18 protein-coding genes are annotated in these 23,093 nt (G+C 58.3%); 3 read left to right on the plus strand and 15 right to left on the minus strand.

Annotated elements, in window-relative coordinates:
- Positions 1-83: 83 nt before the first annotated feature.
- The 3 genes from CWI75_RS12070 to CWI75_RS12080 form a co-directional block, all read right to left on the minus strand.
- Positions 84-371, minus strand: coding sequence for a hypothetical protein (locus CWI75_RS12070; protein WP_146003587.1), 288 nt, complete (start codon positions 369-371; stop codon positions 84-86).
- A gap of 284 nt (positions 372-655) precedes the next feature.
- The gene (locus tag CWI75_RS12075) at positions 656-1,309 is read right to left on the minus strand and encodes a PAS domain-containing protein (protein ID WP_101521735.1); all 654 of its coding nucleotides are present in this window, start codon (positions 1,307-1,309) and stop codon (positions 656-658) included.
- 67 nt (positions 1,310-1,376) lie between these two features.
- On the minus strand, positions 1,377-4,415 hold the full coding sequence (locus CWI75_RS12080) for a chemotaxis protein CheB (RefSeq protein WP_101521736.1): 3,039 nt from the start codon (positions 4,413-4,415) through the stop codon (positions 1,377-1,379).
- Positions 4,416-4,566: 151 nt separating this feature from the next.
- Between CWI75_RS12080 and CWI75_RS12085 the strand changes: the two genes are divergently transcribed.
- Positions 4,567-5,709 carry an MltA domain-containing protein gene (locus tag CWI75_RS12085; RefSeq protein WP_101521737.1) on the plus strand — a complete coding sequence of 381 codons (1,143 nt, stop codon included), beginning with the start codon at positions 4,567-4,569 and terminating at the stop codon, positions 5,707-5,709.
- Positions 5,710-5,712: 3 nt separating this feature from the next.
- On the opposite strand, the gene CWI75_RS12090 is transcribed toward CWI75_RS12085, so the two are convergent.
- From CWI75_RS12090 to CWI75_RS12110, 5 genes are all read right to left on the minus strand, one after another.
- Positions 5,713-8,331, minus strand: coding sequence for an ATP-binding protein (locus CWI75_RS12090; protein WP_101521738.1), 2,619 nt, complete (start codon positions 8,329-8,331; stop codon positions 5,713-5,715).
- Positions 8,328-9,458: a metallophosphoesterase family protein gene (locus CWI75_RS12095; protein ID WP_101521739.1), complete on the minus strand. Its 1,131-nt coding sequence runs from the start codon at positions 9,456-9,458 to the stop codon at positions 8,328-8,330. Before CWI75_RS12095 ends, CWI75_RS12090 begins: the two co-directional genes overlap by 4 nt.
- Before the next feature lie 22 nt (positions 9,459-9,480).
- Positions 9,481-10,071 (minus strand): TetR/AcrR family transcriptional regulator, encoded by a 591-nt coding sequence (locus CWI75_RS12100; RefSeq protein WP_101521740.1) that lies wholly within the window; start codon positions 10,069-10,071, stop codon positions 9,481-9,483.
- A gap of 38 nt (positions 10,072-10,109) precedes the next feature.
- Positions 10,110-11,531, minus strand: a complete 1,422-nt coding sequence (locus tag CWI75_RS12105; protein ID WP_241521196.1) for a M20/M25/M40 family metallo-hydrolase — start codon at positions 11,529-11,531, stop codon at positions 10,110-10,112.
- A gap of 154 nt (positions 11,532-11,685) precedes the next feature.
- Positions 11,686-12,180: a winged helix-turn-helix domain-containing protein gene (locus CWI75_RS12110; protein WP_162300064.1), complete on the minus strand. Its 495-nt coding sequence runs from the start codon at positions 12,178-12,180 to the stop codon at positions 11,686-11,688.
- Positions 12,181-12,425: 245 nt separating this feature from the next.
- Between CWI75_RS12110 and CWI75_RS12115 the strand changes: the two genes are divergently transcribed.
- Positions 12,426-12,815: a UrcA family protein gene (locus CWI75_RS12115; protein WP_101521742.1), complete on the plus strand. Its 390-nt coding sequence runs from the start codon at positions 12,426-12,428 to the stop codon at positions 12,813-12,815.
- Positions 12,816-12,908: 93 nt separating this feature from the next.
- Here the strand turns inward: CWI75_RS12115 and CWI75_RS12120 are convergent, their stop codons facing one another.
- The 4 genes from CWI75_RS12120 to katG form a co-directional block, all read right to left on the minus strand.
- Entirely contained in the window at positions 12,909-14,321 is a 1,413-nt protein-coding gene (locus CWI75_RS12120) for a DUF4397 domain-containing protein (protein WP_101521743.1), read from the minus strand.
- Positions 14,322-14,449: 128 nt separating this feature from the next.
- On the minus strand, positions 14,450-14,896 hold the full coding sequence (locus CWI75_RS12125; protein WP_101521744.1) for a YqaA family protein: 447 nt from the start codon (positions 14,894-14,896) through the stop codon (positions 14,450-14,452).
- 39 nt (positions 14,897-14,935) lie between these two features.
- Positions 14,936-15,535: an NAD(P)H:quinone oxidoreductase gene (gene wrbA / locus CWI75_RS12130; protein WP_101521745.1), complete on the minus strand. Its 600-nt coding sequence runs from the start codon at positions 15,533-15,535 to the stop codon at positions 14,936-14,938.
- A 104-nt stretch (positions 15,536-15,639) separates the two neighbouring features.
- Positions 15,640-17,868, minus strand: a complete 2,229-nt coding sequence (gene katG / locus CWI75_RS12135; protein ID WP_101521746.1) for a catalase/peroxidase HPI — start codon at positions 17,866-17,868, stop codon at positions 15,640-15,642.
- A 415-nt stretch (positions 17,869-18,283) separates the two neighbouring features.
- On the opposite strand from katG, the gene CWI75_RS12140 reads away from it, so the two are divergent.
- The gene (locus tag CWI75_RS12140) at positions 18,284-19,912 is read left to right on the plus strand and encodes an ABC-F family ATPase (RefSeq protein ID WP_101521747.1); all 1,629 of its coding nucleotides are present in this window, start codon (positions 18,284-18,286) and stop codon (positions 19,910-19,912) included.
- A gap of 13 nt (positions 19,913-19,925) precedes the next feature.
- Here the strand turns inward: CWI75_RS12140 and CWI75_RS12145 are convergent, their stop codons facing one another.
- The 3 genes from CWI75_RS12145 to CWI75_RS12155 all read right to left on the minus strand — a co-directional run bounded on the left by CWI75_RS12145 (position 19,926) and on the right by CWI75_RS12155 (position 22,988).
- A complete protein-coding gene (locus CWI75_RS12145) occupies positions 19,926-20,690 on the minus strand; it encodes an acetoacetate decarboxylase family protein (RefSeq protein ID WP_101521748.1) in 765 nt (254 codons plus the stop codon).
- 65 nt (positions 20,691-20,755) lie between these two features.
- Positions 20,756-21,727, minus strand: a complete 972-nt coding sequence (locus CWI75_RS12150; RefSeq protein ID WP_101521749.1) for a Rieske 2Fe-2S domain-containing protein — start codon at positions 21,725-21,727, stop codon at positions 20,756-20,758.
- A gap of 10 nt (positions 21,728-21,737) precedes the next feature.
- Positions 21,738-22,988 (minus strand): cytochrome P450, encoded by a 1,251-nt coding sequence (locus tag CWI75_RS12155; protein ID WP_101521750.1) that lies wholly within the window; start codon positions 22,986-22,988, stop codon positions 21,738-21,740.
- Positions 22,989-23,093 lie beyond the last annotated feature (105 nt).

Below are 23,093 nucleotides of genomic sequence, written 5' to 3' on the forward strand. Positions count from 1 at the left end.
CTTTGCGTTGATGACTACTGAATATAGCAGGCGAAAAAAAACCCGGAGCCGTTGGGCGCCGGGTTACGGATGGTTACATCACATCAGATCGATACATCAAGCTCGCGCGCAAGTCGGGCTTCCAGCTGCGCATCCAGCTTTTCCGTCAACTCTAAGGCAGCGTCGGACAACTGGACCTCAATTACCCGGGTTGGTACCGAATCATTCATCCGCACCTGCAGCTTGCGCCAGGTCGTTGTTACCGGGGCATCATTCATTGCCAACTGCAGAGCAGACTCAGCTGCCGCGGGGGACTGCGCAAGGGCCATGCCGCTTGTTGCAGCCGCGACTGCCAGTGCGCCGTACATGGCTATTCCAGCCAACCTTCTCATTACCGTTCTCCTTCTCTTGCCGAGGCCAGCACCGGACAACCCGGCCTGCACCCTAAGTGTTACCACAATTCACAAATGGTAACACATATACCGAAACCCGCGCGTTTCGGATCATGAAGGATTTGTCATAATGAGATAAAAAGCTAATATCAGACATGTCAAAGCGCTAAAAAAGAACTTTAACGCCTTGTTTTTTATAGTTTTTTAATATTTTCATGGTAAAGATGTGAATATTAACGACAGGTGCCACACCGGTCGGCGACACACTGTTACCTGCAACTTTGTCAGCGCAGCTTGCGCTCCATGTGGCGGCCACTAATATCGGTCACCACGACCCAGATACTGTCCTCCGGCTCGCCGTCCTTGGCAACCGTAGCAATGAGCTTGGCCCAAAATTCGCTGCCATCGCTGCGTACCATACGCAACTCGCAGGAGGGCGACTCCTCCGGCTTCCGTATACCGCCCAAACCAAAGCCGGTTCCCTTCAAGGCCCGGGATATCACTCTGGCCGGGGTATCGAGTACCTGTTTGCGCAGCAGGTAAAATGCATCCTGGTCATCCCAGAGAACAAACCGGGAAAAAGGGCGATTGACCAGCTCCTCCGGCGCTAGCCGCACTAACCTGGCAAAGGTGAGGTTCGCTTCGAGAACCAGCCCCTTTCCACTGACTGACACATACCCTACCGGGGCGACATCGTAGAGCTCGAAATACCGTTCCCGGGATAGAGCAAGTTCATGCTGGATCTTCCTCAGCTCCTCGTTCTGCATCTCCAGCTCTACCTGGTGCACATGCAGTTCGTGCAACAGCGAGCGCATCGTCTCCGGACTCAGCTCGGTCCAGCTTGCCGGCGGCTCGCCGGACTTTTGCTCCAGAGCCCGCTCCGCGCGGCGGCGCAGTTCGGCTTTCTCGTCTGGTGTTTGCCTGTCATCGTCTGTCATTGAGCGCACCCCGCGCAGCCAACCCCGGAAACTCCGGCATCAGAAAACTCATACGGTACACAGAAGATTACGGAACACTCCCCATAGCGCGTTCCGTGGTTGAAATAGCGTACATCTCTCCGGCATCGTTGAATAGCGCGGTGGAAATCACCGATACCTCCACCTCCTCGCCACTTTTGGTCAGCCGTCGGGTACGGTAGGGTTCCAGCGTTTCAGCCCGACTCAGGCGATCCAGGGTCTGCAATACCTCGTCGCGCAGGCCCAACGGTAGACGATCGCGCAGGTTCATCACCAGTGCCTCGGCTTCCGTCCAACCGTAAAGCTTCTCTGCGCCCGGGTTCCAGGCCAGGGTCTTGCCGGTCAGATCGTAAACCGTGATCGCATCGCGAGCGTCGTGCACCACGACCGCCAGACGTTGCAGCTCACGGTTGGCCTCGCGCAGGGCATTGCGCGCGCGGTTAATTTCAGTGATATCCAGGAACGTAATCACCGCCCCTTCAATCACGTTATCCAGTGTCCGATAGGGCAAAATACGCATGGTGTAACTGTGACCATCTGAGGCCTGCACTTCCACCTCCTTGCTTACCAGGGTATCGAGCACTGACTGCACATCCCGCACCAGGCTGTCATAGCCGACCAGATTCGATGCCAGGTGCGCCACCGGCCGACCCACATCGGACGGAATAAGGTTGATAATCACGCTGGCCGTCGGCGTGTAACGAAGAATGCGCAGATCATGGTCAACGAATACCGTACCGATACCAGTGCCGGCCAGCAAGTTGTTCATGTCATTGTTGGCTCGCAACAAATCGGTCACTTTGGTCTGCAACTCGGTATTGACGGTAGCCAGCTCCTCGTTCACCGACTGCAGCTCCTCCTTGGACGTCTCCAGCTCCTCATTGGCAGATTGTAGCTCCTCATTGACAGACTGCATTTCTTCATTTGAGGATTTGAGCTCTTCGCCGGAGGTCTCGAGCTCTTCAATCGTGCTCTGGAGATATTCCTCCTTGCTGCGCAGCTCGTGTTTGAGAGCCGCGATACGCGCTTTCGCACTGGCGGACCCGGACTCTGCCTCCGGCGTTTCAGTCGTTGCGGAATCGACCGGTTCCGCCGCAAGCCCCAGCGGCAAAGGATGCTGCGTCTCCTGCAAGATAACCAGGAACAACGGCTCTTCGCGACTGGCACCGGAACCGCTGGTCACCGGGCGCACCGTGAGGTTAACCGTAGTGAAATGGCCATTGGTCTTGACCCGCAGGTCCGGTGAAATAACCCTGTCCCTGTTTTTTGCCGCCTGGTGCAGGGCCGGGCCAAGGGCGGGACGCAGACCCTGTCGGGCCATTTTGATGATGTTATTAACCCCGGCCTCACCCGGTGCCGGCTCCAGGAACAAGCCAGTACGACCGTGCAGGTAGAGAATATCACCCTCCTTATCCACCAGGATTCCCGCCGCAACAATCTCCTGCAGCAAGGCCTGCTCGGTAGTCTCCCGCAGGGAACCGCGTGGCGCAAAAGAAGACCTGGGCTCACTGTGCTCTATCGGCGGTGCAGAGGCTGACGGTTCAGTCGAGTCGATTGACGGCACAAAGCGCCCAAAGGCTGCCAACTCCCCACCGTTGGAAGACCTTTTACGCTGATAGATTTTAGCTTTACGGTCAACCACATCGAACAGGGTTTCAAACTCTCCCACCCCCTCCGAAGTACCCAGGAACAGCCAACCACCGGGCTTCAGCGCATAGTGAAACAGGGGAATGACCTTCTTCTGCAGTTCTGCGCCCATATAAATCAGCAGGTTGCGACAGCTGATCAGATCCATTTTCGAAAACGGTGGGTCGCGAATCACGTTCTGGTCTGAAAAGATCAGCAGGCTCCGGATATCCTTTTTAATACGGTATCCGTCATTTTCCTCGTCATACCTGAAGAAACGGGCCAGGCGTTCGCTTGATACGTCCGCGGTAATGCTGGCGGGATAGAGACCGGTGCGAGCAGTGGCAACGGCCTGTGGATCAATATCGGTTGCAAAAACCTGCAGTGTACGCCCGGTGTTAAGCGTTTCCATGTATTCAACCAGTAACATCGCGAGCGAATAAGCCTCTTCACCGGTTGAACAACCTGGAACCCACACCCGAATAGCGGCTTTGGAAGACTTGTCGGCAAATAATGCGGGAATAACCTTCGCTGCCAGGGTTTCGAATACCGCGGGATCTCGAAAAAAATTGGTGACCCCGATGAGCAGATCCCCAAACAGGGCTTCTACCTCCGCAGGATGTTCCTTCAGGTATGCCGCATAGCGGTCGATCGATTCGAACTGCTGTACCGCCATACGCCGCTCGATACGTCGGTAAATCGTACTGGTTTTGTATTGCGAAAAGTCATGCCTGGTTTGAGTGTGCAGCAGGCCAAAGACTTTCTTAAGTGAAGCCTGGGCCTTTCCCGGAGCCTTTGCAGTCGTTATGGCCAGTTTATCGAATGCCCGTTCCGCGTACGCCATGAGCTCCTGGGGCATCTTTCCGGGCGGCAGTTCGTAATCGACGAGACCGGTAGCCAGTGCACTGCGCGGCATGCCATCAAACTCACAGGAATTCGGGCTTTGCGCCATTGCCATCCCACCCTCGCCCTTGATGGCCCGCAAACCCTGGGTGCCATCGCAGCCGGTCCCCGAGAGGATGATGGCCACCGCCCACTCCCGCTGGTCAGCGGCAAGAGAGCGCAAGAAGAAATCAATGGGCAAACGCTGACCGCGCGGCGCAGAAGGCTCAAACAATTGCAGAGCGCCGTTATTTATTGCCATATCGCGACCTGGCGGCATAATATGAACGCTATTGACCTTAACCGCCATGCCGTCCTCAACCTCGAGTACCTGCATGTTGGTATAGCGTCCCACCAGTTCGGTGAGCATGCTCTTGTGAGTGGGATCCAGGTGCTGCACCACCACAAAAGCCATACCTGGGACGGCGCCATCCGAAAAACCCGAAAAAAAGGCTTCAAATGCAGGCAGTCCGCCGGCGGAGGCGCCGATGCCGACAATCGGGAAAGGGCTGGCTTCAGACTCTTTCCCTTCCGTGGAAGCTTGGGCTGTTGCGTCATTCTTTTCTGAATGCGAGGGCATTATGGTCTCCGGTCACGACCCCAGGCCGCCTGGGACAGAATCCTATCGCCTGAGCAAATATCTCCGGATAACATTATATGTTATCCCTCAACTTGTACTGTAATCGCGTAGACTATTGTTTATCCAGTCCTTTTAAAGGTAATTGCCCCGAATGAGTTACGCTACCCCGCTCGCGTTTTGTACCACCCTGTTGGCCAGCGCTTACACATTTGCCGCCCCGGGTTTTGCCCCGGCTGCCACCATTCCCAAAGGCGATTGGCCGGACCACTCCAGTGCACTGTGCGATGTTGCGCACGAAACCGGCGCCTACCTGGCCCGGGGACAGGCGTATGACCCGGCCGCCATCCATGGTGGCACCTACAAGGCTGGCCGGGTGCCGGCCGAGCGTATTCGGGATACGCTGGCATTTATCTGTGCCGTCCACGACGAGGACAGCAGCCGCGGCCAAACCTCGCGCCTTGTCGACCCCACCTTTATTGAACAGCATTTTGACCTGGTAAAATGGCACCCCGACCAGGCCGGGGCCGCGGCGCTCAGTGATGCCAAGCCGCTTTTGCAGAAGCTTCCCGCCGATAAGCTACTACTTACCAAGTATTATGTGCGGCTGGCGGAAGGCAGCCCAGGGCAAACCACAAGTAAGCCCCATGCCCTGTATGGTTTGCCCCACGATGAAGCGGGGTTGTCATTAAGCGTCGCCGACGCCCGCAAGGACACAATCACCCGCTACGCCCATGGCAAGCAGCGTATCATTGAACTGGAGAAGAATGCCGATAGCGCAGGCCACCTCGCCAGACTGGCGCCACCGTTGGTCTGGCTTAACCGGGCAGACCTGGAAGGCGCCCTGTTGCAGGGCACTGCAGTCGTTAATGATGAGGACGGCCGGCGCCGCTATTTCAATGTGCACCGCAATAATGGGGTAGCTTATGACCGCACCCGCAAACCTGAAGAACAGGAGCGTTACTGGTATTTCAAGGAGGTACCGGGCGTGCTGGGTTATGGCAAGGATGCGGATTATAAAATCCCGGTGAAGCCCCTGGTAACAGTAGCAGGGGATATCTTCCAACTCGGGCTTGGGCGGCTGATTTTATTGCGCACCGAAGAAGCCGGAAAGCCGGTGTTGCGGCTGACGGTGCTGGCCGATACCGGCGGTGCCTTTCACGATAACCTCTATCAACTGGACTGGCTGAGCGGTTACTACCACGGCTGGGAGGATTATCACGCAGCCAATCGCCATCGGGGAGATTATGCCCAGGCGTGGCTGTTGTTGAAGAAAGAGTCTGTGCCGTCCAGGTAGACGCTACAGTCTCACCACACCCACATCGCCCACATACATGAAACGCCCCGGTGTACAGGTTAATATCACCACCTGGGTATCCCGCCCCGCGGCTGCGATAACGGCGCCCATTCCCTGCAGGCGGGTGGGGTCTGCAAAACCCAGGGCGTCGTCAATGATCACCGGCACGCCCCCGCTGTCGGCGATGATTCGCGCCGCCGCCAGGCGGGTGATGATCCCCAGCTGCTCCCTCGCGCCCACGCTCAAGGATTCAAAAGGCACAGTTCGGCCGTTGCGGGTGCAACTGAGTATTGTCCAGTCTTCATCCAGGGCGACTTCAAAATCGTGGCCAAACACGATTTTCCCGAGGCTCTGAATGCCTTCCTGCAAAGGTCGCACATAGGCCTGGCGGGACGCATCGCGATGCTCATTGAGTGTGCGCCACAACAGTTGTACCGCGCTGGCCCGACGCTCGGTGGCGCATAACTGCTCCCGGGCTTCGGCCAATGCCTGCTCGGCTGCCTCGCGTTCTTCAAACAGACCGTTGGCCTGGGCACGGTCCAGCCGGCTTCTAATTATCGCCTGCTCCTGTTGCCGGTCTATCAGGTCTTTTCCGGCGCGCCGGCAGGCCTGGGTAGCATTATCCAGCAATACCTTTGCAGTGTCCGGGTCCTGCACCCGCAGTTGCTGTCGCAATTCCTGCAACTCGCGATTGATGGCGTCTACTTTTTCGGCATGGGCGGCAACCCGTTCTTCCAGAGCGGCATCGGGCGCTGCGTTGCGCTCGCTGGCGAGCATTGTCTCTTTTTCCTGCAGCACACTGTCCAGCGCATTCACTTCGGTACTGGCCCCAAGCTGCGCAGCCTGCTCTTGCGCAAGGGCCTCTCGCTGCTGTTCCAGTTGGGTATTTTCCTGCTCAAGCTCTGCGTCCACAGCTTCCAGTGCCTCGTTCGCCTGCTCGAGACGGTTGGCAACATCGCTCGAACTGGTGGGCAGGGAAGCCAAGCCACGCAGACCCGGATAACCCTCGCAGGCCTGTCGCAGACGCACGACGTGGTCGCGCAATATCTCTTCATCGGCCCCTTGCAAGGTATCTTCCAGGCGCTGCCGGGCCGCGCGTAATGAACGACTGGCATCCTCCCGATATTCGTCCGCACTGATGGCCGCCTCCACATCGGGCACCTGGTACCTGGCAAGCAACTCGTCAAGCTGCCGCTGCTGTGCGGCCACCTCTGCCGCCAGCTCACTGGTGCCGGCGGTGGGAGCAATAGTCATCAGCGCCAGCTCTGGTATATCAATAGCCAGGGTTTCCGCCAGGCTGCGACTGATCTGCTCACCCGCGACAATGCTCACAGGTTCATCATTCAAGACAAACTGCGCATCGCGGTAGGCGGCAATCGTGAGCCGGGTAGCCGCGTTGTCACGGGTTTTACAGGCCACTTCCACTGCGCTCGCAGCGGCCTGTACGGCCTTGCGACCGGCACTGTCAATGCGGACATCCGCCAGGGCTTTATGCAGCGTTGACACTTCCTTCCGCCGGGTACTTACCTGCTCCAGCAATTGCTGCAATCGCGACAATTCCGCACTGTCGCTCAGGTAATCTGCATCCTGCCGGGCCTGAGCCACGGTTTGCCGCAAGCTACTGCGCTGGCCGTGAAGGGTTTTCAGCAGCTCGGCCCCTGCCTTCACATTGGCCTCCAGCTCGGCCACCTTCTGCGCCAGCGGTTGCAGCTGCTCGCGGCGCTCGCCGAGCACGGCTCGACGCCGACTGATATCCGCCACCGCCTGATGCCGGCGAGCCAGCTCGGTCTCGGCATTCGCCAGCAGCTGCCGCAGGGGCTTGCCCTCTTCCTCTTTGGCCGCCAGCCGTGCCTGCAGGCTGCTGATCGCCTGCCAGCGAACGCCCTGTTCCTCCAGGGACTGCTCCAGAACCGGGAGCGAGCGCTGCAGCCGCTGTATATCGGCGGATATACTCTCGAACCGGTGCACGTCGTCCTCCAGCTCCCGCAATTGTTCGCCAAGCCTCTCTACCCGGTTTGCATATTCCTGAACCTGTTCCTGTTCGCTGCCGAATCTGGGCTTGCCCGTCCTGGTGAAATAGCGACCGTATTCGGCCTGTACGGCGTCGTATAGTGCGCTCTCTTCCCCACTGGCGCCGGCACCACCGGCAGCGCTATCAAGCGCTCGCGCAAGACCGTCCGAATCAGACAGTTTAACGCCGCCAATTTCTTTACCCTGTTCCACCAGCAGCGCATCCCACAGCGCAATATCAATAGCACCTTCCAGAATACCCCAGGCGCGATTATGGGCATCGCCGCCCACCAGCTGCTCCTGCACAGGTTCCAGTATGCGCAGCTCAGTGGCGGTTTTTTTGTTGTAGGTTTTACTGTAAATAAAGTGGTATTCGCCACAGCGCACTTCCGCCTCGACAAAGCTGCCGACGTCGGTGCCCACGGGCTGGACTGCTTTCACGCCCTTCTTTTTCGAGGAGTCCTGTTCGCGAAACAGCATGCGCAGCGCTTCTACCAGGGATGACTTGCCGATTTCGTTATCACCTTCAATCAGGGTAACGCCCTCGGCAAAGCGAATGGATGTCTCGCTCACACCGCGCCAGTTCCTGAGCGTCAGTTCCAGTAGCTTCACGGGGCTCTCCCGCCACCGGCAAGGCGATACATCAGGCGCAGGGCATCGGTGGCGGTTTCGTCCTCCATTGACCGCCGCAGCAATGCCTTCCATGTGCTGTCTGCGTAACCGCTCAGGGAGATAGTACTGTCATCCAGGGCGTCGGGGATTACCGCCAGATCCGTGGTGCGATCTCGGCGCTTGAGACTGGCAAACACTTCCGCCTGTTCCTGCATCAGGATATCAAGCTCAGCCGCCAGCGCCAGATTTACGCTGCCGGTGAAGCCGACCTTCAGCACGGTGCACTCCTTTGCCTGAAAACCATCCAGCCAGCGCGCGAATACGATCAGGTCGTCGCGGTTGTTGATCGGTTGCTGCAGCGCCTGGAATTGCCAGTGACCGGTCACCAGTTCTGTAAGCCTGCAACTGCCTCCCTCAAGCTCAACCAGCAGCGCCTTGTTGGGATCAACCTCGTCGAAGTCGGTCACCAGCGGGGCACCTGAATAACACAGGCGACCGTTGCCGCCCACATTCGTCAGGGAGTGGCGATCCCCCAGCGCCACATAATTCACCGTGCCGTCGGCCAGGGCCTGTTCCAGCAGCGCCTGCTCAATGACACCGGGCTGGCTCTTGTCCGGCGCCAGGCTGTCTACCTGGCCATGCCCAACCAGTATCCGGCTTACCCCCGGGGCCGGCACCAGCGTTTGCAGGGCCCGGGCACAGGGATCCGCCGCCGGGCGCTTACTGAACCAGGGGGCTCCAACGATCTCCACATTGGCCACACCGGGCACGGCAACAGGCTGGCTGTCGGTAATAACCACAATGTGGTCACCAGCCTTGCCGCGGAAGGTCTCGCTGTGAAAGATCGAGCTGGCATCGAGCGGGTCGTGGTTGCCCGGCAATAAAAACACCGGAACCGGCACGGCATTGAGGGCGTCCAGCGCACGGCTGAGGGTTTGCCGGGACAGCTGGTTGGATTCGAACACATCCCCCGCCACCACCATGAACTGGGCACCCTGTGCCTGCGCGAGCTCACCCAGTGTGCGTATGGAGTCGATACGAGCCTGGCTGTAACGCGCAGCCGCTTCGTGACTCAAAAAGGCGCGGGTCATGCCGATCTGCCAGTCAGACGTATGAATGAATTTCACGTTTCAGTGCCCTCCTTCTGGCTCAGGATGCCGGCACCAGTTCCGTCAGCAGGTCTACGATAATTACAACACTCTGTTTTTTGCTCAGGCCCTGGTATTCACGCAGCCGGTGCCACATCTCGAAGGAGGCAATGGCATCAACCGCATCGCGGCTGGACCGGGACAGTGTTTTCAGCTCCGGTAACCAGTCATCAAGATCGTTACGCAGCCCGCGCTGGTAGTGCGCATAATTCTTGCGCAGAAGCTCATAGCGCCACATCTGGGCCTGGGTGGATAAAATGGTATTCCAGATTGCTTCATAACCATTGGCGTGGCGTTCCGCTGCATGTCGGATACGCTTTTTCAGGGTACCGCGGCGATCGCCGCCCGAAAACAGGCTGAAATACCACTCCCGGCTTTGTTCATCCGCCGCCGCGAACAGGTTTTCCATATCGGAAAAATGTCGAAACACGGAGCGGATTCCAACCCCTGCCCGATCCGCCACCTGCTGGGCAGTAGGTACCAGATTACCCTCTTCGATAAGCGCCAGCATGGCATCAAGTATTATCTGCCGGCTCCGCTCGCTGCGCAGGCGGCGCCCGTCTGCGGTCGGCTCCGCCTTTTCCTTCGACATATTTCCCACGTAAAGCCCTATGAAATGGGTGCCACAACCTATTCGGAGCGGAAATTGACGGTACTGTCCGCGGCCAACCAACTGAACACCACATACGCAGCCACGTTCTGGTCCAGTGCCACCGGGTCAATCTTGTCCAGGGTATCATCCGGGGTATGGTGCAAATCAAAGTAGTCCATTCCATTCTGAACCAGGCGCAACGACGGCAGGCCCGCTTCTACCAGTGCGGTAAGATCAGGGCCGGAGCCCGATTTATCCATGTCGCCCCGGGCCACGCCGATGGGAGCCAGCAATTCACCCATTATATCGACCACTTGCTGCCCTTCCGCCGATACCTGCGCGGTCATCTGCCAGACCCGTTCCGCACCAAAATCGCTCTCGGTACCAATAATCTGCTTATCAAGATCCTTGCGATGCGCCTCCAGATAGGCCTTACCGCCCAGTAATCCCACCTCTTCTGCACCCCACAAAACCAGGCGAATGGTACGCCGGGGCCGCTTGCCTGCATCAAGGATCATTTTTGCAGCGGCGGTGGTAATGGCCACGCCGGCGCCATCGTCTATTGCGCCGGTGCCCTGGTCCCAGCTGTCCAGGTGGCCACCAATGATCACCACTTCCTCCGGCCGCTCGCGACCGGTTATTTCGGCGATGACATTGCCGCTGGAGACCGTACCCAGACTCTCCGGGCTCATATTCAGGTAGACCTGGACGGGCTGGCCACGGCGGGCAATACGTTCAATCTGGTCCGCGTCCGGATTGGACAGCGCCGCGGCGGGAATTTGTGCAACATCCTCGGCATAGCGCATCTGCCCGGTATGGGCAAAACGGTGGCTGGAGGTTCCGATGGAGCGGATCATGATTGCCAGGGCACCTTTCTGTGCCGCTATACTGGCACCCTCCCTGCGCAACTTGCCAAAAAATCCATAGCTGGAACCGTCCTGGCTGCGCTGCATGGCGTGGCTGACGTAGGCAATTTTGCCCTCCAGACTGCCCGGGGCAGCCGCCTTGAGAGCGTCGATCCCCTCAAACAGCGCCAGCTCAGCGGTTATTCCGTTCTCCGGCGTTGCGACGGACCCACCCAAAGCGGTGATTTCAAGCGGCTGGGGGAATGGCGCCAGCAATGCCGCGCGCTCTGCTCCCCTTGTCCAGGCCTGGATCTCAAACGGTTCAATCCGCACCTTGTCGAAGCCCATTGCGGTAAGCCGCCGTACCGCCCACGCCCGCGCCCGGGCTTCCGCCTCGGAACCCGCGAGGCGCGGCCCGATCTCTGTGGTCAGGGACTCCACAATATCCCAGGCCATGGTGCCACCCATCGCCAGATCCCGCAGCTGGCGGGCATGGTCAATGCTGGCCGGGGTAAGACCGGTATCCGGCCGGGTATCGGCAAGCCCGTTGTGGGCGAACACCAGCAGCATGCCGGCGATGGTAATACGCAAAAAACGCGGGATGTCAGTTATCATAATCAATACGATTCACTCTCTGTTTGAGGGCTGATCCGGCAACAGCACCAGCCTGTGCTCGCTACCGTCGCGTTATCACCAGCAGCAACGATGCGGACCCTGATCAGCGCAGAAAGAGACATGATACATTAAGCGTCGATCACGATCGACGACGTTAATACTTCCCCTCGCCCCGCGGTGGCTTCAAGGTGGTGATTGCGGGGTCATCCATAATAACGCTCCGGCTCATCCAGGCACCGAAAGCGACCAACACCAGGACAATCAACAGTATTCCCAGCAGAAGAACAGGGCGCGCTCGCGCCAGGCGATGCAAACCCGAAGGCGGTTGTGGAGCCGTTATCGTAGGCGGCGGAAAATGGGCGATATAGCCCCTTTTCAGCACTGTTGTTATACATTTATCGGTACCGTCCGCAGCCAGCGCATGCCGGAGTGACGATACCGCCCGGCGAATTGCGTCAACCGATACGACGCGGCCATCCCAGACCGCAATGGTCAGCTGTTGGTGGGTGAGAAGTTCGCCGGGATTAGCCAGGAAGCATTCCAGCAGACGGGCAACTCGAGGCTCCAGTACCACTGACACCCCCGATCTTTCCAGCACATAGCTGTCAGGGCAAAAGCTCCAGTCGCCGAATCGGACTTGCTGACTCATACCACAGTCCCTCCCGCAACCTCTGCGGTACATCCCTAAAGGTAGTCAGGGAATACGCCAGATGCCACGCTCCTGCCTAACCGCCTGTTTTTACACGGCATCACAAAGAAATCAGGCATACATCACAAATCCATCCCGGCAAATACTGCAGGCAATGCTTAGCTTCTCACCGGGCCACCCCATAGGCCCTGTTCAGTAATGGCGGCAAAAAGCCGTACATCGACAACCAACAGTGAGGAATAGCCATGAAAACGTTGCAGAGAAAGAGAGGTTGCACAAACAGCCTACCTGGCTGGGTAGCCCTGATACTGGCCCTGGCCATGCCACTTACCGCGGGACAGGCGCTGGCTGAGGCTACCCGGGAACAATCAACCATTGTGTCGTGGGAGGATCTTAACCTGGCCAGGCCGGCTGGATTGAACCAGCTCTACCTTCGCCTCGAACAGGCATCCCGCGCCGTCTGTGCCCCCAGAGAGGATAGCCGAAATCCGCCCATGCACCGTGATTATCAAGGTTGCCAGGCTCGAGCGATGGACGCTGCAGTAAATGACGTGGGACATCAGGGCCTCAGGGACTTGCACGCCAGCAGGAACGGTAAACCAGGTCTGCAAAAGGAGCAGATCGCGAACCGATGACAGGGTTGCCCGCCAGGACCCTGAAAACGCTTGCCTCGTGAGTGGGCGTAACAGCCGCCCACTCACGAGGTTTCAGTCAGCTTCGGGGCCTCCTCAGTCGGTCAGTATTGTCAGGCGAATCAGCGGGCTGCCCGACACCTCTGCGGAAGATGGATCTCTCGCAATCACCGTGTAATTGACGCCACCACCAAGCGCAATCGGACCATTGCTGTCAAAGGCGACAACCGACTTGTCGCCAGTAGCGGTAACCGTGACCCAGTATTCACCGGGTGTGACGGGCAGCTGTCCGGTAGTGTCGGCATAGGCCAGGTTCTCTATCGCCGGCTCGGCGTCGGCGATGACACCATCCGCGGTGAGATAGACATCAACGGGGATCTCACCCGCAACAATGGATGATCCGTGTATTACCTCTACTTTCGCCTCCGAGGCAACACTGCGCCGATCATCGACTGTCACCAGTGCCTGAACCGAGTTTTCCGCAAACGAACCTATCGCCAGAACGGTATAGCTCTGTGTCTCTACAAGAGTCAGGTCTGTATCAATTGGCGCAATGCTGTTGTCTGCACTCGCGGCAACCACGACATTGTAGGTACCTTCCTGCACCTGGATATCGTCGTAATTACTCGCTACGGGAAAGGGTACTGTCTCCAGCACGGCGGTATCATCTACCAGAACATCAACAGCCGGGGTGTCTGCCGAATTGTGCACCACACGCACCTCAACCCCCATTGTGGGATCAACCACTTCGGTTGCACCTTCGGCATCCACCGCCAGCAGGTTGACCGGGTTGGTGCCCACTTTGTAGGTGTTGTTGACTGCCAGCACCAGCAGCTCGGTTCCAGCCGTGAAACTTAGTGTTCCACTGTCGTACACCACAGCATCACTGCCATCGCCGGTAATGCGGACCCGATAATCGGTATCCGGTTCCAGTGCAAGGGGGCCGAGGGCGTCACCAAAAGCTGCATCAAGTGGGTCCACCGAAGACAGTGCATCTTCCGGTGCCGTTACATAGATATCAACCTCGGCCGCGGCGGGTGCAGCATGCATCACTGATAAACGAACATCCGTGATATCACTTTCTATTGCTACCGGTTCCAGTATTTTTGCCTTGATATTCAGGTCGCCATTGGCGTCAAACAAGGTGTCATAGGCGACCACATCCGTCCTGATCCCTTCTTCCAGATCGAGATCGACCGGGCCAATCACCGACACCTCGGAACCATCAGGTAGTAATCCCCTCACCTCTATTTCAAATGAACCCGGCTCATCAAACACGATCAGGCCGGAACTTTGCCTGAAGGCCACGTCATCCAGCGCCAGTTCACCATCAACGTATACATTCACATTGGGAGCGTCGGGGGCAGCATGGGTAATCCTTAGCTCAGCGGGTTCAATGACGGGGGGCGGCGGGATAACATCAGGGACGTCAAAGTTATCATCGCTATCACTGCAAGCAGACAAGACCAGCACAGCCGCCGAAGCAGCCAGAAAATTACGCATTTTCATGGATCGTCACCTCGTAAACAGTTTATGAGCGTATAAACTCCTACGAACAAGCTTAGACGCTGGATGCTGCGTCGATGATCTCTTTCACTAAATTTCTTAACAAAAAATGGACAGCACTGATCCGCCTGTCATCCCCACTGCATGACCCCCAGGGTCAGCGCCGTTAGAATCAGATAGCGCCCGGCCTTGGCCAGGGTGACAATCCACAGGAAACTCCAGAAAGGTTCTTTCATGACACCCGCTACCAGGGTCAGCGGATCACCGATAAACGGCGCCCAGCTCAGCAGCAGTGACCAGCGGCCGTAACGATGGTATCCGGCTTGCGCCCGGTTGAGGTTACGCTCGCTGACGGGAAACCAGCGCTTGTGACGCCAGCGTTCTATATAACGGCCAAGCCACCAGTTAACAGCTGAGCCCAGCACATTACCAAGCGTCGCCACGGCAACCAGAACAGCCACCGGATAGGTGCCCTGGACCAGCAGGCCGACGAGCACGGCCTCGGACTGAAAGGGGAAAAGAGTTGCAGCACCGAACGCGGAAACAAAGAGTCCGGTCAAAATGAGGAGCGTTAGCATTCAAGAGGATCGAGTACCCGGGACAACCCGTATACCCTATCAGCCAAACAGTTTCACCGCCAGCTCGGCCACAGTCTTGCCCTGAAAACGGGCGATGGACAGCTCCCGCTCATCGGGTTGCCGCGAGCCGTCGCTGCCCGCCAGAGTGGTGGCGCCATAGGGTGTACCCCCACTAACGCTTGAAATATCAAACAGTTCGGACGCTCCGTAACCGATAGGCACAATCACCATGCCGTGATGCGCGAGCGTAACCCATGTGGTGGTGATGGTCTGTTCCTCACCACCTCCAGTACCGGTGGAAGCGAATACGCTGGCCAGCTTGCCAAACAGCGTGCCTTTGGCCCACAGAGCACCGGTCTGGTCAAAAAAGGTGCGCATCTGCCCGCACATATTACCAAATCGCGTTGGTGTGCCGAACAGGATGGCATCGTAATCTGCCATGTCATCCGGGCTTGCCACTTCGGCTTCCTGGTCGGTTTTGCCGCCGGCTTTTTTGAAAGCCTTTTCATCCATGGTCTCGGCAACACGCTTGATGGTGACTTCGGCGCCCGACACCTCACCGACACCTTCAGCGACGGTTTTCGCCATGGTTTCCATATGGCCGTACATTGAATAGTAAAGTACCAGAACCTTTGCCATGCTCACATCTCCTTGTCGCGTTGCCGGTTAGCCCGACAATTGAAAGGGCCCGGGGCCGCTCGTTACCGGCTAAACCGGTAACGAGCGGCCCCGGGCAGTCGAGTTCAGGCTCGCTTCAGGTCGAAGCGGTCTGCAGTCATCACCTTGACCCAGGCGTCGATAAAATCACGGACCAGCTTTTCCTCACCATCTTTTGAGCCATATACCTCAGCGACAGCGCGCAGTTCCGCGTTGGAACCAAAGATGAGATCGACCGGTGTTGCCGTCCATTTCACCTCACCCGTGGAGCGATCCCGGCCTTCGTACAGACCTTCAGAGTCCTCGGATTTCCACCACTTCACTGACATGCCGAGCAGGTTGACAAAGAAGTCATTGCTCAGGGTGCCGGGACGATCGGTGAATACGCCGTGGTCGACGCCGCCGGCGTTCGCATCAAGTACCCGCATGCCGCCTACCAGCACGGTCATTTCCGGTACCGTCAGCCCCAGCAGGTCGGCACGGTCTACCAGCATTTCCGCGGGGGAAAACCGATTGCCATCACCATAGTAGTTACGGAAACCGTCCGCTGTTGGCTCGAGTACCGCGAAGGATTCAACCTCGGTCTGCTCCTCGGTGGCGTCTGCCCGGCCAGGCGTGAAAGGTACTTCCACGTCATAACCGGCCTTCTTCGCCGCCTGTTCAATGGCCGCTGCGCCACCCAGTACAATCAGGTCCGCCAGTGAGACTTTCTTCCTGCTGAGCCGCGAGCTGTTTACATCCTCCTGAATACCCTCAAGGGTCTCCAGCACTTTTGCCAGCTCTTCGGAATCATTAACCGGCCAGTCCTTTTGCGGCGCCAGACGGATACGCGCGCCATTGGCGCCACCACGCATGTCCGTGTTCCGGTAGGTGGAAGCCGATGCCCAGGCGGTTCTGACCAGTTCATCGGTGGTCAGGCCAGAATCGAGAATGACTTTCTTGAGCCTGGCTATATCCCCGGCACCGATGAGCTTGTAATCCACTTCGGGAATCGGGTCCTGCCACATCAGCGCAACTTCCGGCACATCGGGACCGATATAGCGTGCCTGTGGGCCCATGTCCCGGTGAGTCAGCTTGAACCAGGCTTTGGCGAAAGCCAGTTCGAACTCGTCCGGGTTTTCGAGGAACCGTTTGGAAATTTTCCGGTAAGCCGGATCTTCCTTCAATGACAGGTCGGTAGTAAACATCATGGGCGCATGGAACTTGCCCTCAACGTGTGCATCGGGAACGGTATTGGCCGCAGCGCCATCCTTGGGCTGCCATTGGATAGCACCCGCAGGGCTGCGGGTTTGCTCCCATTCATGGGCAAACAGGTTTTGCAGATACATCATCGTCCACCGCGTGGGTGCCGCCGTCCATGCACCCTCGAGGCCTGCGCCCGTGGTGTCTTCGGCATTACCTTTGCCGCAGCTGTTCTTCCAGCCCAGGCCCTGCTCTTCCAGATCCGCAGCTGCCGGCTCGGGGCCGAGGCACTCGGAAGGATCGTGAGCGCCGTGGGTTTTACCGAAGGTGTGCCCGCCCGCGATCAAGGCGACCGTTTCCTCATCATTCATGGCCATGCGGCCGAAGCTGACACGAATCTGTTCCGCGGCTGCCAGGGGGTCGGGATTGCCGCCAGGGCCCTCTGGATTCACATAGATGAGGCCCATCTGAGTAGCGGCGAGAGGGTTTTCCAGCTCTCCCTTTTCGTTGTAGCGTTCACGACCCAGCATGTCGGCTTCCGGGCCCCAGTAAATAACGTCCGGCTCCCAGTCATCGGCACGGCCACCCGCGAACCCGAATGTCTTGAAGCCCATGTCTTCCATGGCCACGGTACCGGCCAGTACCATCAGGTCAGCCCAGGAGATATTACGACCGTATTCCTGCTTGACTGGCCACAGCAGGCGCCGGGCCTTGTCGAGGTTGACGTTATCGGGCCAGCTGTTGAGCGGGTCAAGACGTTGCTGGCCGCCACCGGCGCCCCCGCGGCCATCCTGCATGCGGTAGGTGCCCGCACTGTGCCAGGCCATACGAATGAACAGGGGCCCGTAATGGCCGTAATCCGCCGGCCACCAGTCCTGGGAATCGGTCATCACCTCTTTCAGGTCTTTCTTCACGGCTTCCAGGTCAAGGCTCGCAAAGGCTTTGGCGTAGTTGAAATCCTCGCCATAAGGGTTGGAGGATGGGTTATGGTCACGCAGTGGTTGCAGGTCCAGTTGCTCGGGCCACCAGAACTGGTTGGTTTTGGCCTCGCCCTGGAACATCCCGGTTGACGCTACGGCAGGTACCGCCAGGACGGCGGCCAGTACGGCTATTGGTAATTTTCTCTTGAGCATGGGGTTAACCCCTCTTTATATTCCCGATCAAACGTTGGTGCTCCCGCACCAACCTGTACTCCGCGCCAGCCCCTCACAACCCGGCCCTGGCCCGAACCCCTCGCGATGGTCGCAACCACCATTTGACTCACAGGTGCACGCCCAACACGAACACTCTTAGTGTAGAGCTACAGGTATAGACTATCCATGGCGATTTGTAGATGGTGATGTTCGGGAAATCTGATTATCAGGGTGCACCTTGACCTAAAACACTGATGCTGTTCCTCGATGACTCATTCTTGATCACTGATTCTCGATAACGACTGCACGCTGCCGACAACCAGCCCTGCTCTCGACGCAACCCCCGCAAATCTGTATCATGCGCACCCTCTCGCGGATAAACCTCGCTCCACCCAACTCCCCCAGGTACACCACAGTGATCAGCGCAGCAAACGTCACCATGCAATTTGGCGCCAAGCCATTGTTCGAAAATATTTCCGTCAAGTTCGGCGACGGCAACCGTTATGGCCTGATCGGCGCCAACGGCTGCGGCAAGTCGACCTTCATGAAGATCCTGGATGGCAGCCTTACGCCCAGCGCCGGCAACGTGTCAATTACGCCCAACGAGCGTATCGGCAAGCTGCACCAGGACCAGTTCGCCTTTGAGCAGTACTCGGTTATCGACACGGTGATCATGGGCCACGCCGAACTGTGGGCGGTTAAGCAGGAACGCGACCGCATCTACGGCCTGGCGGAGATGTCCGACGAGGACGGCATGAAAGTGGCGGAGCTGGAAACCCTGTTCGCGGAGATGGACGGCTACACCGCTGAAAGCCGCGCCGGTGAGATTCTGCTGGGCGCCGGTATCGAGACCGAGCTGCACTTTGGTCCCATGAGCGAGGTGGCGCCAGGCAGGAAACTGCGGGTCTTGCTGGCCCAGGCCCTGTTCTCGGACCCGGATATCCTGCTCCTGGACGAGCCTACCAACAACCTGGATATCAACACCATCCGCTGGCTGGAAGGCATGCTCAGCGAGCGCAAGAGCACCATGGTGATCATTTCCCACGACCGCCATTTCCTCAATGCCATCTGCACCCACATGGCGGACATTGACTACGGTGAATTGCGTCTCTACCCCGGCAATTACGACGATTTCATGACCGCCTCCACCATGGCCCGGGAGCGCCTGCATTCGGAGAACGCGAAGAAATCCGCCCAGATCGCTGACCTGCAGCAGTTCGTCAGCCGCTTTTCCGCCAATGCCTCCAAGGCCAAGCAAGCCACCTCACGGGCGAAGCAGATCGACAAGATCAAGCTGGATGACATCAAGGCCTCAAGCCGGATGAGCCCTTACATCCGCTTCCGGCAGGACAAGAAACTGCATCGCCAGGCCCTGGTGCTGGAAAACCTGGGCCACGGTTTTGACGGCCAGCCACTCTTCAACGGCAGCAACCTGATCCTGGATGCCGGTACCCGACTGGCGGTCATTGGCGAGAATGGTGCCGGCAAAACCACGCTGCTGCGCTGTCTGCTCAATGAACTACAGCCCACCACCGGCGTGGTGAAATGGGCCGAAAACGCCACCGTCGCCTACTGCCCCCAGGACAGCACTGCGGATTTTGACTGCGAGCTGAACCTGTTTGACTGGATGAGCCAGTGGCGCAGGCCCCACCACGACGACCAGATCGTGCGCGCCACCCTGGGCCGGCTGCTGTTTTCATCCGACGACTTCCTGAAAAAAGCAAAAGTCTGCTCCGGCGGTGAAAAGAATCGGCTGCTGTTCGGCAAAATGATAATGACCGACGCCAACGTGCTGATTCTGGACGAGCCCACCAACCACCTCGACATGGAGGCCATCGAGTCGCTGAACCTGGCGCTGGAGAACTACGACGGCACGCTGATTTTTGTCAGCCACGACCGCGAATTCGTCTCCTCACTGGCAACCCGGGTGATTGAGATCAAGGATCACCAGCTGGTGGACTTCAAGGGCACCTATGAGGAGTACCTGGTCGAAACCTCGGCGGAAACCCCACAGGGTCGGGGTTACGCGTCGGCAGGCGGCTGATAAACGCCCCCTTTCAGCCCTTGAGCGGGCCGCCGTTAGTCCCCAACCAGCGGGAATTGCCGATGGTGCTGGCCCAGGGTTCAAAGGCGTCGGCATCCAGCGGGTCACCCAGGTCCACACTGCGTCCCAGGAACTCGGGCGTCCACAACCAGGTTTCCGGCCTGGAGGATGGCGGCAGGCGCTCGGTAATCGGGTCCCAGGGGCTATCGCGCAGGATCAGTTCACCCTCCACTTTCAGCTTCTGCACTGTGCCGTAGTTACTGACCACATTGACCACGTGCGGGGGGAAATCAAAACCCGGCTTGGTATAGGACGCGGCACGTGAATACTTGACCCAGAACTCGTATTCGTCAAAACGGGGGCCGTTGTCCAGCGTGTCCGTTACCTGGCCACTGAACTCGAGAAAGGTATAGCCCTGGTGGCAAACCCGGGCTCCCACCTGGTCCATCAGGCGATAATAAAGTATATCCGCCGGGTATTTGGGCTGGCCAAACTTCTCCTGGCTGATGAAGATCTCCGCTTCCTTGTCGATGGCGTAACCGAGCGCGAACTGCCCTTCCCTGCCCTTGTAGGTACAGCTCACCGTGGTCAGCAGCCCCTGCTCGGGCTCGCCATTAACCGGCACATTGTAAACCGTCAGGGTCACTTCGGGGCGGCTGCCGGGCTCAAAACCCGGCGGCAACACTGCCGCCAGTTTCGCGGGGTCCGTCAGGTAACGGATTTTCAGCATCGGCCAGTTGTAGTGATCGCCAGGCGTGGTTGCGAGATTCTCATTCATAATTCTCTATCCTCTGTTATCGTTTATTGGAAAAAATCATCATGCATACCGGAGCGGGACACCGCTCAGGCATAGAACTGCTGGAACCACTTGCGGTATTTTGCAATCGGGCCGTCGCCGTCGCACAGGGCGGGGTCTTCCAGATACACCTTGTGCTCCCAGATCGGAATGTCCTGCTCTACCTGGCGCACGATCTCCTGCACCGTACCGCTCGCCATCATGCTGTTGTCTTCCGACTGTTTGCGCGGCACTGAGAAGTTGAAGCGCAGCTGCACGTTCTGGTCATCGATCGGCGTTACGGTGCCCATCATGACCACATCGAACAGGCGCGAGAAACGCTGGAAGGTAAACCCGGGGCCCACGCTTTCAGAGCGCAGGTGAACGGCGTCGTGGCTGTCGCCGCTGAGATCGACATTACCCTGCTCGTCGATACTGTGGGCCTGGGAGTCGAACTCGGTGACCCGGCGGGGGCCGCTCAGCTCAACACTGCCCTGGGGCATGGCCGGGTTGCCGTGCACGGTAATGAAGTGCGCAAGATCCGCCGCATTCTCGCCCGTCTCCTGGATAATCGTGTTGATTTTCCACTCGTAGGTTTCCAGCGGCATCCAGTCCGGGGACTGCAGTTCGGGGACATCGTCGATTTCAAAGGCGGGAGCAACGCCCTGGGGGTGATACCAGGCCCAGATCATCTGGTTGCGCTCGAGGGTGGGGTAGCTGACGATACACTGTTTGTCCGCAACCTTCGGCGGTATGCGGTTGGCATAGGGCACCGAGGTACAGTAACCCTCGCCACTGAATTCCCAGGCATGAAACGGACAACTGATGGCCTCGCCTTTCACCACGCCGCCATAGCCCAGGTGCGCCCCAAGATGGGGGCAGTAGGCATTAAGCACGGACACCGCGCCGGACTCGGTGCGAAACATCACCAGTTCGCGACCGAAGTAGGTCACGGGCTTTACCTCGCCCGGCTGCAGGTTGTCGCTGTATTCGATCGCGAACCAGCCGTAGGGAATGGGTTTCTGGTAACGTTTGTTCATGACACCTGCCTCATGATTTGTCGATGTTGGTGCGTACGCGCAACTCGCGAAACACGATGGCGTTGTGATCTGAATTATCCTTTTCCGGCTCGCCATCCAGCTCCAGGTTGGGAAAGCGCCGGAACAGCTCAACCATGGTGAGATAGAGCTGGCGCTTGGCCATGGCCGCACCAATACAGAAGCGCGGACCGTAGCCGAACAGGACATCGGGATTGAACTCGCGCTTGACGTCAAAGCGCTCCGGCTGGTCATAGTATTCCGGGTCGTGGTCCTTCAGGTGCGGCATCATCAACACCATCTGGCCCTTGCGTACCGCCTGACCCAGCACCTCCATGTCCGCGGGTGCATAGCGCGCAAAACCCATCTTGGAAGAAATTGACCAGCGCATGATCTCGCTGAAGGCGTTGGAAAAAGCCTCCGGCGACTCCAGTGCCGCGGGGATCTGCTCGGGGTGCTTGAGCAGGGAATACAGTGTCCACTGCTGGGCAACGAGGGTGGTATCTGCCCCCGCGCCAATCAGTGCCAGTACCAGGGTAATAATATCCCATTCGCCAAAGCTCTCATTTTCCGCTTCGATCTTCAGCAGCACACTGAGAAAATCATCCTCCCCCGGATTGGCCCGCCGCTCGGCGATCACCCGCTGCAGGATCTCGATGGCGCGGTTGCTGTCCTGCCGCGCCGCCTCCCGGCGCTCATCGCTGATAGTCGGATTCCAGGCCTCGGTAAAGGTGAGGATTACCTGCTTGATCTCGGGCCAGTATTTCTCGGGCAAACCCACCATTCGACTGATGGAGATGAAGGGAATGTGGTTGGCCACCTTGTCGATATAATCAAAGCTCTCAAGGTCACCCAGCTCATCGATCAGCTTTACCACATCGGGCGCGATGCGACGCTGGATCTCATCCACCACGTTGCGGGAGAAGGCCGGGGACACGACGCGCCGCACCAGCCGGTGATGACCGTGATCTGCCAGCAGGCTGTGGCCTATCATCGCCTTCTCGAAATTACTCCACTTGTCTTCCGGCGGCCGCGGGGGTGCAAATTCCCAGTCATAGAAATCGGAGGAGAGGTATTCATTGCGCCAGCATTCCATGATGTCCGGCATGCGGGTCATGATCCATGCCTGCCAGGGCTCGTACCAGACCAGACGTCCGCGCCGCGCCAGGGCGAGAAACTGGGGCACCGGGTTTTCGAGGTATTCCGGGGATGCCGGATCGAACAGGGCATCGATGGGTTGCTGTGATTCGGTGGCGGCCTGCATGATTCTGCTCCTGTGCCTGCGACGGAGAAGAAAGTATACACATGTGCATCTTTGCAAGCCAGTCGAGCTTATCAGGAATAGTGCAGACCACTGGCGATATTAAAG

The organism is Kineobactrum sediminis (genome assembly GCF_002868715.1).
In the GTDB taxonomy this organism is placed as follows: domain Bacteria; phylum Pseudomonadota; class Gammaproteobacteria; order Pseudomonadales; family Halieaceae; genus Kineobactrum; species Kineobactrum sediminis.

Coding starts and splice junctions, on each gene's coding strand:
- CWI75_RS12070 (WP_146003587.1), bottom strand. CDS start 371: ATGAGAAGGTTGGCTGGAATAGCCATGTACGGCGCACTGGCAGTCGCG.
- CWI75_RS12075 (WP_101521735.1), bottom strand. CDS start 1,309: ATGACAGACGATGACAGGCAAACACCAGACGAGAAAGCCGAACTGCGC.
- CWI75_RS12080 (WP_101521736.1), bottom strand. CDS start 4,415: ATGCCCTCGCATTCAGAAAAGAATGACGCAACAGCCCAAGCTTCCACG.
- CWI75_RS12085 (WP_101521737.1), top strand. CDS start 4,567: ATGAGTTACGCTACCCCGCTCGCGTTTTGTACCACCCTGTTGGCCAGC.
- CWI75_RS12100 (WP_101521740.1), bottom strand. CDS start 10,071: ATGTCGAAGGAAAAGGCGGAGCCGACCGCAGACGGGCGCCGCCTGCGC.
- CWI75_RS12105 (WP_241521196.1), bottom strand. CDS start 11,531: ATGATAACTGACATCCCGCGTTTTTTGCGTATTACCATCGCCGGCATG.
- CWI75_RS12110 (WP_162300064.1), bottom strand. CDS start 12,180: ATGAGTCAGCAAGTCCGATTCGGCGACTGGAGCTTTTGCCCTGACAGC.
- CWI75_RS12115 (WP_101521742.1), top strand. CDS start 12,426: ATGAAAACGTTGCAGAGAAAGAGAGGTTGCACAAACAGCCTACCTGGC.
- CWI75_RS12120 (WP_101521743.1), bottom strand. CDS start 14,321: ATGAAAATGCGTAATTTTCTGGCTGCTTCGGCGGCTGTGCTGGTCTTG.
- CWI75_RS12125 (WP_101521744.1), bottom strand. CDS start 14,896: ATGCTAACGCTCCTCATTTTGACCGGACTCTTTGTTTCCGCGTTCGGT.
- wrbA (WP_101521745.1), bottom strand. CDS start 15,535: ATGGCAAAGGTTCTGGTACTTTACTATTCAATGTACGGCCATATGGAA.
- katG (WP_101521746.1), bottom strand. CDS start 17,868: ATGCTCAAGAGAAAATTACCAATAGCCGTACTGGCCGCCGTCCTGGCG.
- CWI75_RS12145 (WP_101521748.1), bottom strand. CDS start 20,690: ATGAATGAGAATCTCGCAACCACGCCTGGCGATCACTACAACTGGCCG.
- CWI75_RS12150 (WP_101521749.1), bottom strand. CDS start 21,727: ATGAACAAACGTTACCAGAAACCCATTCCCTACGGCTGGTTCGCGATC.
- CWI75_RS12155 (WP_101521750.1), bottom strand. CDS start 22,988: ATGCAGGCCGCCACCGAATCACAGCAACCCATCGATGCCCTGTTCGAT.